The sequence below is a fragment of the Streptococcus sp. 20925_1_69 genome (assembly GCF_041432365.1).
Classification (GTDB): Bacteria; Bacillota; Bacilli; order Lactobacillales; family Streptococcaceae; genus Streptococcus.
The window spans coordinates 15,266-29,509 of sequence record NZ_JAPVZL010000015.1; the positions used below are offsets into that span (position 1 = coordinate 15,266).

Genomic DNA, 14,244 nt, shown 5'->3' on the forward strand with positions numbered 1-14,244 from the left:
ATTGATAACATTGATTAGAAAATAGAGTCTATCAAAATTTAAAGGCTAATAGAGGTGATGAGACAATTTCAAGGAATTAAGTAGCGTTTGGTTGCTTAATTCCTTTTTATTTGGAAGGAAGTTTTTCACCTGCTTCCTTATTTATCGCTATTATTCAACCACTTAGACCGATATAGCGACCAGATAGGCAAAAGAACTTGTTCTTGAAACTGCCCTCTGCTATAATGATTTTTGTAAGGGACGTGAGGGGGTGCAGTATTAGACAACTAAAGTTCCTAAAAAAGAAATTGGAGATAAACAAATGAAAAAATTATTGGGGATTGTATTTTTACTAGCAGCAGCGACAGTAGTGTATTTTGGTTCTGTTGGCTGGCCAACTTTGGACATTAACCTCTGGTCATTGATTCCGGTAGGCTTGTTCCTCTTTTTCACTCTAGAGAATCTTTTGAAAAAGGATTACAAGGCTAGTCTCATGTGTTTAATTATTGCTTTTATCATTGCAAATGCAATTTTGGACCTGTTGCCAATTTCAAGTGGCTTGGTGATTGGAGCAGGTGTGCTGGCTTGTGTAGGTATTGATTATCTCTTTCCTGATAAAGAAGGAAAATAAGATTGAAAAAAGATAAAGAAAAACACTTCAATCACTGTATTTCAGCTTGATTGAGGTGTTTTAGATTTAGTTTTTTTATTTATGAGCCATCAATTCAACAATCATCTCGATATACATGACAAGGGTCAATAAGAATCCTGCACGCCAGAAGAATTTGATGAATTTAGGATAGTAAAAGCTGCGTTTTTTCAGAAGGAAGAAAAAAACGAGAATAATGGCTAGGACTGAGAGGGCTAGCCCCAGTCTAGGGAGGAAATTATGGGTAAAGGTTTTAGCTGTGATCAGGTAATACTCAAATACCAAGACTGGAAAGGCTAAATCTGCAAAGTTTCGTCCTAGTTTTTTTAATCTAAAAAGTTTGGTTATGATAATGCAGACGACTAAGGTCAGTATCAATAATAAAATAGATGCTAATTTCATTAAAATCATACCCATATTGTATCATAAAAAATGGCTAATGGAAACGAGAAACAGAGGAATTTAAAGGAAAGTCAGGCTTTTGAGATTGTGGATGTTTTTTGTTATAATGAAAGTTATGAAATCTTATAACACCTTGAATGATTATTATCGAAAACTCTTTGGAGAAAAGACCTTTAAAGTCCCTATTGACGCAGGATTTGACTGTCCCAATCGTGATGGGACTGTGGCTCATGGAGGCTGTACTTTTTGTACGGTTTCAGGTTCTGGAGATGCTATTGTCGCACCGGATGCACCTATCCGTGAGCAATTTTATAAGGAAATTGACTTTATGCACCGCAAGTGGCCAGATGTGCAGAAGTATCTGGTTTATTTTCAAAATTTTACCAACACCCATGAAAAGGTGGAAGTCATTCGAGAACGCTATGAGCAGGCTATCAACGAGCCAGGTGTAGTAGGAATCAATATCGGAACACGGCCAGACTGTTTACCAGACGAAACTATCGAATATTTGGCTGAATTATCGGAGCGCATGCATGTGACGGTAGAGTTGGGCTTGCAGACCACTTATGAAACAACCTCTGATTTGATTAACCGTGCCCATTCTTATGAATTGTACGTGGAGACGGTCAAGCGTTTGAGGAAATATCCCAAGATTGAGATTGTTTCCCATTTGATTAACGGACTTCCTGGTGAAACCCATGAGATGATGATTGAAAATGTCCGCCGCTGTGTTACGGATAACGATATTCAAGGAATTAAACTGCATTTGCTTCACCTGATGACCAATACACGTATGCAGCGGGATTACCATGAGGGACGTTTGCAATTGATGAGCCAGGACGAATATGTTAAGGTTATCTGTGACCAATTGGAAATCATTCCCAAGCATATCGTCATTCATCGAATCACAGGAGATGCACCTAGAGATATGCTGATTGGTCCTATGTGGAGCCTCAATAAATGGGAAGTCCTCAACAGCATTGAGATGGAGATGCGACGTCGTGGAAGCGTTCAGGGATGCAAGGCTGTAAAACAGGAGTTTTGATATGAAAAGACCACTTGAGATGGCACATGATTTTTTGTCTGAGGTAGTGACAAAAGAGGATATCGTAGTGGATGCGACCATGGGAAATGGTCATGATACCCTTTTTCTAGCCAAGCTAGCCAAGAAAGTCTATGCCTTTGATATTCAGGAACAAGCCTTGGAAAAGACGCAAGAGCGTTTGAACCAAGCTGGAATGACAAATGCCCAGTTAATCTTGCAAGGTCATGAGACACTGGACCAGTTTGTGACAGAAGCCAAGGCAGGGATTTTTAATCTGGGCTATTTGCCATCAGCTGATAAGTCAGTCATTACCCAACCTCAGACGACTATTGAAGCATTAGAAAAGCTGTGTCATTTGCTTGTCAAAGGGGGACGGATTGCTATCATGATCTACTATGGTCATGAAGGAGGCGACCTCGAGAGGGATGCTGTCTTGGATTTTGTTAGCCAGTTGAACCAACAAGAGTACACAGCTGCCATTTACCGAACCCTGAACCAAGTTAATAACCCGCCATTTTTAGTAATGATTGAAAAATTAGAGAGATATAGACATGGATAAACAATACCTACGTGAAAAGCTGGATGCCATGCGCCAGAATTTTGTTGAATCAACCCACCACGAACGAGCGGTGGGTGTGTTAGACCAAGCACATATGAGCAAAAAAATGCTTAAAATCAAGAAAAAATTAGTTGCTCTTGAAATGGAACGGTGCCAGAGAAAAATTGAGCACAAGGATTGTTCCACGATTGACCAAAAAATCAAAGAGCAGAAGGAGATATTTGAATCCTGTTGTAAAAAAGATTAAGGAGGACGTGCGTGGAATTACTGATTTACCTCATCCTATTTTTACTGGTTTTGATTGTCTCAAGTACCACCAATAAGCTCCTGCCCTTTTTGCCTCTTCCTTTGGTGCAAATTCTTTTGGGAATTGTGATTGGTCTCTTTTTACCCAATACCAACTTTCACCTCAATACAGAGTTGTTTTTGGCACTGGTTATCGGTCCCTTGCTTTTCCGAGAGTCTGAAGAAGCGGATATTACGGCTATTTTAAAACACTGGCGAATCATTGTTTATCTCATATTTCCAGTGATTTTCATCTCGACCTTGAGTTTGGGTGGCTTGGCCCATCTTCTTTGGTTCAGTCTTCCCTTGGCGGCTTGCTTGGCTGTTGGGGCAGCCATTGGTCCTACGGATTTGGTGGCCTTTGCCTCTCTTTCGGAGCGGTTTAGCTTTCCTAAGCGCGTGTCCAATATCCTTAAGGGTGAAGGACTCTTGAATGATGCTTCTGGCTTGGTTGCCTTTCAGGTAGCTTTGACAGTTTGGACAACTGGGGCCTTTTCCCTTGGGCAAGCGAGTAGTTCGCTCATCTTTTCAATCCTAGGCGGTTTTTTGATTGGCTTTTTAACAGCCATGACCAACCGTTTCCTCCATAGTTTTTTACTTAGTGTACGAGCAACGGATATTGCCAGCGAACTTTTATTAGAATTGAGTTTGCCCTTGGTAACCTTCTTCCTGGCAGAAGAAGTCCACGTTTCAGGGATTATTGCCGTTGTAGTTGCTGGGATTTTAAAGGCAAGCCGTTTTAAGAAAATTACGCTCCTTGAAGCCCAGGTGGATACGGTGACCGAGACGGTCTGGCATACAGTGAATTTTATGCTAAACGGTTCTGTCTTTGTGATTTTAGGGATGGAGTTGGAAATGATAGCAGAACCTATCTTGACCAATCCAATCTATAATCCCTTACTTTTATTGGTATCTCTTATAGCCCTTACCTTTGTCCTCTTTGCCATTCGTTTTGTCATGATTTATAGCTATTATGCCTATAGGACTAGACGTCTCAAGAAAAAACTGAATAAGTATATGAAGGACATGCTTCTTTTGACTTTCTCAGGTGTTAAGGGAACCGTGTCGATTGCTACGATCCTTCTGATACCAAGTAATCTAGAACAGGAGTATCCTCTCTTGCTTTTCCTTGTCGCAGGTGTGACGCTTGTAAGCTTTTTAACAGGCCTCGTAGTCTTGCCTCATCTTTCTGATGAACAGGAAGAAAGTAAGGACTATCTCATGCATATTGGCATTTTGAATGAAGTAACGATAGAGTTGGAAAAAGAGTTGGAAGATACCAGAAATAAGCTCCCCCTATATGCAGCCATTGACAATTACCATGGACGAATAGAGAATCTTATCTTGAGTCAAGAAAATAAGGGGGCTCAAGAAGACTGGGAGGCCTTGAAACTTCTTATCCTCAGTATTGAAAGTGATGGTTTAGAACAGGCTTACGAAGAAGGCAAGATGAGTGAGCGTGCTTATCGAGTCTACCAACGTTACTTGAAAAACATGGAGCAAAGTATCAATCGTAAGTTTGCTTCACGTTTGACCTATTATTTCCTTGTTTCCTTGCGGATTTTACGTTTTCTCCTTCATGAAGTTTTTACCTTTGGTAAGACCTTCCGCAGTTGGAAAAATGAAGAATCACAGAAACTCAGAGCTCTTGACTATGACCAAATTGCAGAGCTCTATCTAGAAAATACAGAGATGATTATCGAAAGTCTGGAGAACCTAAAAGGGGTTTATAAGAGTTCTTTGATCAGTTTCATGCAGGATTCTCGTCTCAGAGAAACAGCTATTATCACCAGTGGTGCCTTTGTTGAACGGGTTATCAATCGTGTTAAGCCCAACAATATCGATGAAATGCTGAGAGGGTATTACTTAGAGCGCAAGTTGATTTTTGAATATGAAGAAAAACGGTTAATTACGACTAAGTATGCTAAGAAGTTACGACAAAATGTCAATAACTTAGAGAACTATTCTTTGAAGGAAGCTGCCAATACCCTCCCTTATGATATGGTGGAATTGGTAAGAAGAAATTAATCAAGATTATAAGTGAAGGAGTATGACATGAAGAAGTGGTGGAAAGAGCTGATAGACAAGCCTCTATTAAAAGCCTTTTTGCATTATTATCAAACCTCAGATAGTGAGTTGACCAGTGTCGCAGTTGCCTACTATTGGTTGATTTCAATTTTCCCCCTGCTTTTGGTGGTGGTCAATATCCTTCCTTATTTTCAAATTCCAGTTTCTAATTTTTTAAAGGTTGTCAATGGATTTTTGCCGGATACCATGTATGATGTGGTGGCAAAGATTATTACAGAAGTGCTGACCCAACCTTCAACGGGCTTATTAAGTTTTGCGGTTTTGTCAGCCCTATGGACCTTTTCAAAATCCATGAATTTCCTACAGAAAGCCTTTAATAAAGCTTACGGAGTAGCTAAGAGTAGAGGTTTAATTTACCAGCAATTGATGAGTTTACTAGTCAGTTTTGGCTTGCAAATCCTTTTTGCCTTAGCTCTCTTTCTCAGTGTCTTTGGCCGCATGCTTCTCAACCTTATCAAAAGCTACTTGAAATCGGATAGTCCTATCTTTGATTATCTGCAAGACCTAACAGGCCCCTTGGTCTATGCCTTGATTTTTGCTATCTTGGTCATGCTTTATTATTTCCTGCCCAATGTTAAGGTTCGACGGATTCGACATGTATTGCCAGGTAGTGCCTTTGTCTTGTTGACTCTGGTTTTCCTGCTCAATATCTTTTCAGTCTATGTTAACAACTATGTCAATCACCTAGTGGACGTGCGTTTTTTCAGTTCCGTCGTCGTGGTGGTCATGATGTTCTGGTTTATTCTCATCGCTAAGATTTTAATTGTCGGCGCGGTGATCAATGCCAGTGTTCAGAGTTTGAAAGATACGAGCTTGGGGAAAGACTAATTCTTTATCCATTACAAAACGCATACTATCAGGATTTATAAAACCTTGATAATATGCGCTTTTTGATTGTGAAAATTAGTAGATAAACATGGCATCGCCAAAACTGAAGAAGCGGTAGTGTTCTTGGATGGCATGGTGGTAGGCATCTAAGACTAATTCACGGCCGGCAAAGGCAGAAACCAACATGACCAGAGTTGATTTTGGCAGGTGGAAGTTGGTTGAGAAGGCATCCACGACCTTCCACTCATACCCAGGTTTGATAAAGATATTGGTCCAGCCAGAATCTGCTTGGATTTGCCCATCAAACTTGGAACCAATGGTCTCCAAGGTGCGGATAGAAGTGGTTCCGACAGTGATGACACGACCACCATTTTCCTTAACAGAGCGAAGGGTGGCAGCAGCTTCCTCAGAAAGTTGGTAGAATTCTGAGTGCATTTCATGTTCATCCAGATTATCCACAGAAACGGGTCTAAAGGTTCCGAGCCCGACATGCAGAGTCAGATAGACCAGATGAACACCCTTAGCTTGGATTTCTGCCAGCAGTTCTTTGGTGAAGTGAAGACCAGCAGTCGGTGCTGCAGCAGAGCCACTTTCCTTGGCGTAAACGGTTTGATAGCGTTCACGATCATCCAGTTTTTCGTGGATATAAGGTGGCAGAGGCATTTCACCCAGACTTTCCAAAACTTCTAGGAAAATTCCTTGGTATTCAAAGCGGACAATGCGACCCCCGTGGGTCAATTCTTCCGTAACGACAGCGCTGAGGCGACCATCACCAAAGCTGACACGTGTACCAACCTTGAGGCGTTTGGCAGGTTTTGCCAGAACCTCCCACTCATCTCCGGCAGTATTTTTGAGCAGGAGAAGTTCCACATGACCTCCAGTTTCTTCCTTTTGACCATAGAGGCGGGCAGGGAGAACGCGGGTGTCGTTCATGACAAGGGCATCACCAGGTTCCAGCATATCAATAATAGAGTGGAAGTGTTTGTCCTGCATTTCTCCCGTCTCACGGTTGACGATGAGGAGTTTAGAGGCATCTCGTTTTTCAAGGGGCGTTTGGGCAATCAATTCCTCGGGTAAGTGGAAGTCAAAATCAGCTGTATTCATATATTTGTTCATTCTTTCTAAGTTCTAATCCTATCCATTATAACATGTTTCAAGTTTGGACGCTCTTTTTTTAGAAATTAAATCGTTTTCACTTGACAAAAATTGGTCTATACCATATAATAAATATAGATAGAAATGGAGGATGAAAAGATGAAAGTCATTAAAGTTGAAAACCAAGTTGAAGGTGGAAAAGTTGCTTTTGAGATTTTGAAGGAAAAATTGGCCAACGGCGCTCAAACCCTAGGACTTGCGACTGGAAGCAGTCCGCTTGAATTTTACAAGGAAATTGTTGAAAGTGACCTCGATTTTTCAAATCTAACCAGTGTCAACCTTGATGAGTATGTAGGTCTTGATGGCGACAATCCTCAGTCTTACCGTCACTTCATGCAAGAAAACTTGTTCAACCAAAAACCATTTAAAGAAAGTTTCTTGCCTCGTGGTGTTAAGGATTATGCTGAAGCTGAAGTTGACCGCTACAACCAAATTTTGGCTGACCATCCAGTTGATCTGCAAATCTTGGGAATCGGTCGCAATGGACATATCGGATTTAATGAACCTGGTACTCCATTTGACAGTCAAACGCATTTAGTAGAACTTGACCAGTCTACTATTGAAGCCAATGCGCGCTTTTTTGACAAGATTGAAGACGTCCCAACCCAAGCCATTTCAATGGGGATTAAAAACATTTTGGATGCCAAGTCTATTATTCTTTTTGCTTACGGTGAGTCGAAAGCAGAAGCCATCGCTGGAACAGTGTCTGGCCCAGTTACTGAGTCTCTACCAGCAAGTAGCCTGCAAAACCACCCTGATGTGACCATTATTGCGGATGCTGAAGCGCTCAGCTTACTTGAAAAATAAAAAGCAATGTTCTGTTGAACGCTTTCAACTCTTGTATAAATGTAAGAAAAAATCAAAATTAAACCGCATTTTTGCTTGACAATTATTCCTTTTACGTGTAGAATAAAATAGATATTGAACTTGAAGGGAGTGAAAAAAATGTCTAAAACAGTAGTACGTAAGAATGAATCTCTTGACGACGCACTTCGTCGTTTCAAACGTGCGGTTACTAAAGCTGGTACTCTTCAAGAAACACGCAAACGTGAATTCTATGAAAAACCTTCTGTAAAACGTAAACGTAAATCAGAAGCAGCTCGTAAACGTAAAAAATTCTAATTAGAAATGAAAGGCTGGAGAAATCTAGTCTTTTTTCTTTTAATACTCTTCGAAAATCTCTTCAAACCACGTCAACGTCGCCTTGACGTAGATATGGTTACTGACTTCGTCAGTTCTATCTGCAACCTCAAAGCAGTGCTTTGAGCAACCTGCGGCTAGTTTCCTAGTTTGCTCTTTGATTTTCATTGAGTATAAATAAATACTCCAAAGCCTGCAAAAATCTGAAATATCCTCCTACAATTTGATATAATAGAGAGAAGAACTCATTTGAAGGAGGAAATGATGTCGGTTTTAGTAAAAGAAGTGATTGAAAAGCTTAGACTAGACATTGTCTATGGCGAACCAGAATTGCTTGAAAAGGAAATCAATACAGCGGACATTACGCGACCTGGTCTTGAAATGACAGGCTACTTTGACTACTATACGCCAGAGCGGATCCAGCTCTTGGGGATGAAGGAGTGGTCTTATCTGATCAGCATGCCTTCCAACAGCCGTTATGAAGTTTTGAAAAAAATGTTTCTACCTGAGACACCTGCGGTCATTGTTGCCCGTGGTTTGGTGGTTCCAGAGGAGATGTTAAAGGCAGCCAGAGAATGTAAGATTGCCATTTTAACCAGCCGTACGGCTACTAGTCGTTTGTCTGGAGAGTTATCTAGCTATCTGGATTCTCGTTTGGCAGAACGGACCAGTGTGCATGGAGTCTTGATGGATATCTATGGAATGGGCGTCTTGATTCAGGGAGATAGTGGAATTGGTAAGAGTGAGACAGGTCTGGAACTTGTCAAACGTGGTCACCGTTTGGTAGCCGATGACCGTGTTGATATCTTTGCCAAGGATGAGATTACTCTCTGGGGTGAACCAGCTGAAATTTTGAAACACTTGATTGAAATTCGTGGGGTTGGGATTATCGATGTTATGAGTCTCTACGGTGCGAGTGCGGTCAAGGATTCTTCACAGGTTCAGCTTGCTGTCTATTTGGAAAATTACGATACGCATAAAACTTTTGATCGTCTTGGCAACAATCCAGAGGAACTTGAAATTTCTGGTGTAGCCATTCCTCGTATCCGCATTCCAGTTAAAACAGGTCGTAATATTTCTGTCGTGATTGAGGCAGCTGCCATGAATTATCGTGCCAAGGAAATGGGCTTTGATGCGACCCGTTTGTTCGAAGAACGGCTGACAAGTCTCATCGCTCGAAATGAGGTGCCAAATGCTTGATCCAATTGCTATTCAACTAGGCCCCCTAGCCATTCGTTGGTATGCCTTGTGTATTGTGACAGGCTTGATTCTTGCGGTTTATTTGACCATGAAAGAAGCGCCTAGAAAGAAGATCATACCAGACGATATTTTAGATTTTATCTTAGTAGCCTTTCCCTTGGCTATTTTAGGAGCTCGTCTCTACTATGTCATTTTCCGTTTGGATTACTATAGTCAGAATGTAGGAGAGATTTTTGCCATTTGGAATGGTGGTTTGGCCATCTACGGTGGTTTGATAACTGGTGCCCTTGTACTCTATATCTTTGCTGATCGCAAACTTATCAACACTTGGGATTTCCTAGATATCGCGGCACCTAGCGTCATGATTGCCCAAAGTTTGGGGCGTTGGGGTAATTTCTTTAACCAAGAAGCCTATGGTGCAGCAGTGGATAATCTGGATTATCTACCTGGCTTTATTCGTGACCAGATGTATATTGAGGGGAGCTACCGTCAACCGACCTTCCTTTATGAGTCTCTTTGGAATCTACTTGGCTTTGCCTTGATTCTGATATTCAGACGAAAATGGAAGAGTCTCAGACGAGGTCATATCACTGCTTTCTACCTGATTTGGTATGGTTTCGGTCGTATGGTTATTGAAGGTATGCGAACAGATAGTCTCATGTTCTTTGGTCTTCGAGTGTCTCAATGGCTATCAGTTGTCCTTATCGGACTTGGAATTTTTATCATTCTTTATCAAAATCGAAAGAAGGCCCCTTACTATGTTACAGAGGAGGAAAACTAAATGTTAGAAGTTGCATATATTCTTGTAGCCCTTGCTTTGATTGTATTTTTAGTCTATCTAATCATTACTGTACAAAAGCTTGGACGTGTGATTGATGAAACAGAAAAGACGATTAAAACCTTGACTTCAGATGTGGATGTAACCTTACATCATACCAATGAGTTGCTGGCAAAGGTCAATGTCTTGGCAGATGATATCAATGTCAAGATGGTAACGATTGATCCACTCTTTAGTGCTGTTGCAGATTTGTCTCTATCTGTTTCAGACCTCAATGACCATGCGCGTGTCTTGAGCAAGAAAGCTTCATCAGCTGGTTCAAAAACACTCAAGACTGGGGCAAGTTTGTCAGCTCTTCGTCTTGCAAGTAAATTTTTAAAAAAATAAAAAAGGAGAATCCTTATGGGTAAATTATCCTCTATCCTTTTAGGAACCGTTTCAGGTGCAGCTCTTGCCTTGTTTTTAACAAGCGATAAGGGCAAACAAGTTTGCAGTCAAGCTCAAGATTTTCTGGATGATTTGAGAGAAGATCCAGAGTATGCCAAGGAGCAGGTCTGTGAAAAACTGACAGAAGTCAAGGAGCAGGCTACAGATTTTGTTCTGAAAACCAAAGAACAGGTTGAGTCAGGTGAAATCACCCTTGATACTATCCTTGAAAAAGCAAAATGTTGCGCTCATCAGGTAACAGAAGCTTCTAAAGAGACCTTGAATAGTTTCAAAGAACAACTGGAAGAAAAAGTGGTTGTGGAAGAACAAGAAGGTCAAGAAATCGTCATCGAGATTCAAGAAGATTAAAATCAGCATACCGTTTCTTGGTTTTTTATAAAATCAAGAAATGGTTATTTTTTTCCTTTAATGAACTCTTTGTGATATAATGGCAGTATAGAGCGTGCAATATTTTGATTTTTTCCATAATGTAGTAAAATTTGAATAGCAGGTTATTGATTATCATACGGATGGGGAAATGGACCTAGATGATAAAAGAGAAAAGATAACCTTGGTTCTTTTTTACAGAGTTGTTTGGTAGTCTAAAATAAGTGGTTCTGTCCGTAACCTAAATAACCTGCCTGATGAATAGGGGGACTGGGTTGAGGTATTACAACAAATAGTTATTTAAAAATTGAAAGGATTTAAAATGTGACGGATTAAAGTATAGTAAAGTTCCTAAAGTTTATGAGATGAAAAAATTAAGATTTTGTTAACAAAAAATGTTAGCGTTTTCTATATTGTGTATGAAAAAGAGTTAGAAAGAAATTTGATTAAATGAAAGATATTTTTAATAAGCGACAACGTTTTTCGATTCGAAAGTTTTCTGTTGGAGTGGCTTCTGTACTAATAGGAGTTTCCTTGTTTGCTCCGATTCAAGGAGTCTTGGCTTCTACGGAAAATAATTTGGTAACAGAGATAGGGGCTAATTCTGAAAGGGAGAGTTCGATCCCTACTGTGGAGAAAAAAGAAGAGAATCAAAATTCACCAGAGAATCAAGGTGCTATCTCCAGTCCAGCTCCAAAAGATACTCCAATAGGATCTACAAGGACTACAGAACTAGAGACATCTGGGAATAAAGAAAATAATAGCTTGACCACAAGGGCTTTCGTGGCAGGTGAAGACAGATCAAGCACTCCAGCGGTGAGAGCAGCATCAAATCCTTCCGAGGTTAAAAAGTATGAATTAACTGATGAGTATGCTAAACAAATAAAAGCTGGAATCATTGCTTCAGAAGGCAATAAAATTGATAGCTTGTTAGTTAATGGTCCTACTTTAACTCCTGAAGGCTTTACAGATAATGATTACTTAAAAGATAAAGATGAAGTTTACATTTATGAAAAAAATGGGAAAAAGTATGTAGGATACAATAGTCATCCGATGTTAGAGGATACTGATGGGGATGGCATTATTGATAGTAAAGAAAAGCCAGATGAAAAATTAAAATGGAATGTCAGTGAGCGCGATATGATTATGTTCATGGAATTGTCCTACCGTGATGATAATTATATTGATAGAGTGCTGAATCATAAGAAACCCTTAACAGAATCAGAGTTATATAAAAAGAATGGTGACAGTAAACCACGTTACGAATATATGATGATGAATAAGGAATTGGGACCTTATTGGGAAAGGAAGAAAAGTTATCATACATCTAGCGGACTAGATGCTGTCTTGTATGAAACTAAGAGTGATTTCTTATATTTACCAAATGGAACTGCACAAGTATTAGCGTTTCGTGGAACAAGTGATGCGAAAGATATAGGAGCTGATATAAGACTTGGAACAGGAAGCAATCCTCAGCAAGGGAAAGATGCAGAAAATATCATGCGAGAACTAGCTAAAGATAAGAGTATTACCAATCTTTATTTAACAGGACATTCTTTAGGAGGATATTTAGTACAACGGGCAATGGTTGAAGCCTATGAGTTGGCATATTCTGACAGCAGGGTCATGTCTCCTAAAGAACAGTTGGCTTATAGAAACTTTTATAATAATGTATTAAAAAAAGGAACAACATTTAATGCCCCAAAAGTAGTGACAAGTTTGGTTTCTGGTCGTGACTTTTGGCAGAAAGGTTTAGATAGCAAAACAATAGCTAAGTCAGGGAAATTGACTCATTATATTGTTGATAATGATTCGACGATAAGAAAAGGTGTCAGCAATGATAGTGATGTTGTTATAAATGTTGGACGAACCAGTGGAGGTCATAGTTCACGTTCTTATTTTGAAGCCGATATGATTAATAGACGATCAGAGTTTATATCTGGGAAACGAATTTCTTTAGATGGGACAGGCTATCAAGATAAAAAAATTACAACAGTTAAATCTGTAGAAAAAGTTGGAGAAACTGCTGTATATAGTAAACGCGGAGATGACATCATTAAGTCAACAACTGTGAGTATGAAAGATCCTGATACAGGACAGATTACTAAAAATACACTTGATGAAGTGTTCAAGAAAGATGGAGCTAAATCTAAGGTTGTGGTTACGCCAATACAGCCAAGTGTACGTTATGAGAAAGACTCCACGAAGGCTAAAGGTGAAGCAAAAATCACAGTAGCTGGTACTCCAGGTACCAGAACAGTAACAACAACCTACACAGTTAATTCTACAGATGGTAGCCTCATTCCACATGAAGGAAAACCAGTTATCAAACCTTCAACCCCTACAGTGGTTAAAGTGCCAGCTAAAGATGAGGTTGAATATCTCAAAGAAGGTGATGATGTTGTTAAGAAGACAACAACTTACGCGGTCAATGCAAGTACCGGTGCCCTTACTCCAACAGAGAAAAAGGAAATCTTCAAACAAAATGGAGCTAAATCTAAGGTTGTGGTTACGCCAATACAGCCAAGTGTACGTTATGAGAAAGACTCCACGAAGGCTAAAGGAGGAGCAAAAGTCACAGTATCCGGTACTCCAGGGACAAACACAGTAACTACCACTTATACTGTGAATCCGACAGATGGTAACCTCATTCCACATGAAGGAAAACCAGTTATCAAACCTTCAACTCCTACAGTGGTTAAAGTGCCAGCTAAAGATGAGGTCGAATATCTCAAAGAAGGTGATAATGTTGTTAAGAAGACAACAACTTACTCGGTCAATGCAAGTACCGGTGCCCTTACGCCAACAGTAAGGAAAGACATTGCCAGTCCAAATGGCGTTAAATCCAAAGTCGTAACCAAAATAATTCCGGTAACAACACGGTATGAAGCAGATAAAACCAAAGATGTAGGAACTAATACGGTTACTAATAATGGATCTGAAGGTAAGATAGTAACAACAACCTTAACACTTGTTAATGAAACTAACGGTACAGTAACGGATGGGACACCGGTCGTTAGTAGAACAGAAATGGTACCAAAAGTCGTTAAAGTTGGTGCCAAAGACAAAGTCGTAGAAACACCGATTGAACCAGAAGTGGAATACGTTAAAGATGTTGAAAAAGACTTCGGTACACCAGCTCAGCGTACTGAGGGTGAAAAAGGTAAAACAGTTACTACAACCACTTACGATGTAGATCCAAACGACGGTCATATAACAGAACACGTTGGTAATCCAGTCGTGACCCCAGCAGGCAAAACAATTGTTAAAGTTGGTGCGAAAACTAAGGTTGAACAATCTAAAGATTCTGAAGGTCGTGATGT

Annotated in this window: 16 protein-coding genes; 13 read left to right on the forward strand and 3 right to left on the reverse strand. The window is 40.1% G+C overall.

Annotation, left to right across the window (positions count from 1 at the left end; translation table 11 throughout):
- Nucleotides 1-301: 301 nt before the first annotated feature.
- A complete protein-coding gene (locus O3601_RS08965) occupies nucleotides 302-610 on the forward strand; it encodes a hypothetical protein (protein WP_371472627.1) in 309 nt (102 codons plus the stop codon).
- Nucleotides 611-685: 75 nt separating this feature from the next.
- On the opposite strand, the gene O3601_RS08970 is transcribed toward O3601_RS08965, so the two are convergent.
- Entirely contained in the window at nucleotides 686-1,045 is a 360-nt protein-coding gene (locus O3601_RS08970; protein ID WP_000525401.1) for a DUF3397 domain-containing protein, read from the reverse strand.
- Between the two features lie 91 nt (nucleotides 1,046-1,136).
- On the opposite strand from O3601_RS08970, the gene O3601_RS08975 reads away from it, so the two are divergent.
- From O3601_RS08975 to O3601_RS08995, 5 genes are read left to right on the forward strand one after another with little or no spacing between them, the layout of a single operon-like run.
- Nucleotides 1,137-2,075 carry a TIGR01212 family radical SAM protein gene (locus O3601_RS08975; protein ID WP_261047545.1) on the forward strand — a complete coding sequence of 313 codons (939 nt, stop codon included), beginning with the start codon at nucleotides 1,137-1,139 and terminating at the stop codon, nucleotides 2,073-2,075.
- Nucleotide 2,076: 1 nt separating this feature from the next.
- Nucleotides 2,077-2,634: a class I SAM-dependent methyltransferase gene (locus tag O3601_RS08980; RefSeq protein WP_371472630.1), complete on the forward strand. Its 558-nt coding sequence runs from the start codon at nucleotides 2,077-2,079 to the stop codon at nucleotides 2,632-2,634.
- Nucleotides 2,627-2,881, forward strand: a complete 255-nt coding sequence (locus tag O3601_RS08985) for a hypothetical protein (RefSeq protein ID WP_173213842.1) — start codon at nucleotides 2,627-2,629, stop codon at nucleotides 2,879-2,881. The genes O3601_RS08980 and O3601_RS08985 overlap by 8 nt, the downstream gene beginning before the upstream one ends.
- A gap of 11 nt (nucleotides 2,882-2,892) precedes the next feature.
- A complete protein-coding gene (locus O3601_RS08990; RefSeq protein WP_371472632.1) occupies nucleotides 2,893-4,947 on the forward strand; it encodes a cation:proton antiporter in 2,055 nt (684 codons plus the stop codon).
- Between the two features lie 27 nt (nucleotides 4,948-4,974).
- Nucleotides 4,975-5,835 (forward strand): YihY/virulence factor BrkB family protein, encoded by an 861-nt coding sequence (locus O3601_RS08995; RefSeq protein ID WP_371472634.1) that lies wholly within the window; start codon nucleotides 4,975-4,977, stop codon nucleotides 5,833-5,835.
- Between the two features lie 75 nt (nucleotides 5,836-5,910).
- On the opposite strand, the gene queA is transcribed toward O3601_RS08995, so the two are convergent.
- On the reverse strand, nucleotides 5,911-6,939 hold the full coding sequence (queA, locus tag O3601_RS09000; protein WP_371472642.1) for a tRNA preQ1(34) S-adenosylmethionine ribosyltransferase-isomerase QueA: 1,029 nt from the start codon (nucleotides 6,937-6,939) through the stop codon (nucleotides 5,911-5,913).
- Between the two features lie 150 nt (nucleotides 6,940-7,089).
- On the opposite strand from queA, the gene O3601_RS09005 reads away from it, so the two are divergent.
- Nucleotides 7,090-7,797 (forward strand): glucosamine-6-phosphate deaminase, encoded by a 708-nt coding sequence (locus O3601_RS09005; RefSeq protein WP_261085612.1) that lies wholly within the window; start codon nucleotides 7,090-7,092, stop codon nucleotides 7,795-7,797.
- Nucleotides 7,798-7,935: 138 nt separating this feature from the next.
- Entirely contained in the window at nucleotides 7,936-8,112 is a 177-nt protein-coding gene (rpsU, locus tag O3601_RS09010; protein WP_000048054.1) for a 30S ribosomal protein S21, read from the forward strand.
- Nucleotides 8,113-8,151: 39 nt separating this feature from the next.
- On the opposite strand, the gene O3601_RS09015 is transcribed toward rpsU, so the two are convergent.
- On the reverse strand, nucleotides 8,152-8,298 hold the full coding sequence (locus O3601_RS09015) for a hypothetical protein (RefSeq protein ID WP_261085611.1): 147 nt from the start codon (nucleotides 8,296-8,298) through the stop codon (nucleotides 8,152-8,154).
- 96 nt (nucleotides 8,299-8,394) lie between these two features.
- On the opposite strand from O3601_RS09015, the gene hprK reads away from it, so the two are divergent.
- The 5 genes from hprK to O3601_RS09040 form a co-directional block, all read left to right on the forward strand.
- Nucleotides 8,395-9,330, forward strand: a complete 936-nt coding sequence (hprK, locus tag O3601_RS09020) for an HPr(Ser) kinase/phosphatase (protein ID WP_057487632.1) — start codon at nucleotides 8,395-8,397, stop codon at nucleotides 9,328-9,330.
- Nucleotides 9,323-10,111, forward strand: coding sequence for a prolipoprotein diacylglyceryl transferase (gene lgt / locus O3601_RS09025; protein WP_261040773.1), 789 nt, complete (start codon nucleotides 9,323-9,325; stop codon nucleotides 10,109-10,111). Before hprK ends, lgt begins: the two co-directional genes overlap by 8 nt.
- On the forward strand, nucleotides 10,112-10,495 hold the full coding sequence (locus O3601_RS09030) for a DUF948 domain-containing protein (RefSeq protein ID WP_371472637.1): 384 nt from the start codon (nucleotides 10,112-10,114) through the stop codon (nucleotides 10,493-10,495).
- A 15-nt stretch (nucleotides 10,496-10,510) separates the two neighbouring features.
- Nucleotides 10,511-10,903: a YtxH domain-containing protein gene (locus O3601_RS09035; protein ID WP_261040771.1), complete on the forward strand. Its 393-nt coding sequence runs from the start codon at nucleotides 10,511-10,513 to the stop codon at nucleotides 10,901-10,903.
- 468 nt (nucleotides 10,904-11,371) lie between these two features.
- A partial coding sequence (locus O3601_RS09040) for a G5 domain-containing protein (protein ID WP_371472639.1) occupies nucleotides 11,372-14,244 on the forward strand: 2,873 nt, incomplete at its 3' end.

Excerpts from the sequence above, each read along its gene's own strand:
- O3601_RS08965 (WP_371472627.1), top strand. The coding sequence starts at position 302 with ATGAAAAAATTATTGGGGATTGTATTTTTACTAGCAGCAGCGACAGTA.
- O3601_RS08970 (WP_000525401.1), bottom strand. The coding sequence starts at position 1,045 with ATGGGTATGATTTTAATGAAATTAGCATCTATTTTATTATTGATACTG.
- O3601_RS08975 (WP_261047545.1), top strand. The coding sequence starts at position 1,137 with ATGAAAGTTATGAAATCTTATAACACCTTGAATGATTATTATCGAAAA.
- O3601_RS08980 (WP_371472630.1), top strand. The coding sequence starts at position 2,077 with ATGAAAAGACCACTTGAGATGGCACATGATTTTTTGTCTGAGGTAGTG.
- O3601_RS08985 (WP_173213842.1), top strand. The coding sequence starts at position 2,627 with ATGGATAAACAATACCTACGTGAAAAGCTGGATGCCATGCGCCAGAAT.
- O3601_RS08995 (WP_371472634.1), top strand. The coding sequence starts at position 4,975 with ATGAAGAAGTGGTGGAAAGAGCTGATAGACAAGCCTCTATTAAAAGCC.
- queA (WP_371472642.1), bottom strand. The coding sequence starts at position 6,939 with ATGAATACAGCTGATTTTGACTTCCACTTACCCGAGGAATTGATTGCC.
- O3601_RS09005 (WP_261085612.1), top strand. The coding sequence starts at position 7,090 with ATGAAAGTCATTAAAGTTGAAAACCAAGTTGAAGGTGGAAAAGTTGCT.
- rpsU (WP_000048054.1), top strand. The coding sequence starts at position 7,936 with ATGTCTAAAACAGTAGTACGTAAGAATGAATCTCTTGACGACGCACTT.
- O3601_RS09015 (WP_261085611.1), bottom strand. The coding sequence starts at position 8,298 with ATGAAAATCAAAGAGCAAACTAGGAAACTAGCCGCAGGTTGCTCAAAG.
- hprK (WP_057487632.1), top strand. The coding sequence starts at position 8,395 with ATGTCGGTTTTAGTAAAAGAAGTGATTGAAAAGCTTAGACTAGACATT.
- lgt (WP_261040773.1), top strand. The coding sequence starts at position 9,323 with ATGCTTGATCCAATTGCTATTCAACTAGGCCCCCTAGCCATTCGTTGG.
- O3601_RS09030 (WP_371472637.1), top strand. The coding sequence starts at position 10,112 with ATGTTAGAAGTTGCATATATTCTTGTAGCCCTTGCTTTGATTGTATTT.
- O3601_RS09035 (WP_261040771.1), top strand. The coding sequence starts at position 10,511 with ATGGGTAAATTATCCTCTATCCTTTTAGGAACCGTTTCAGGTGCAGCT.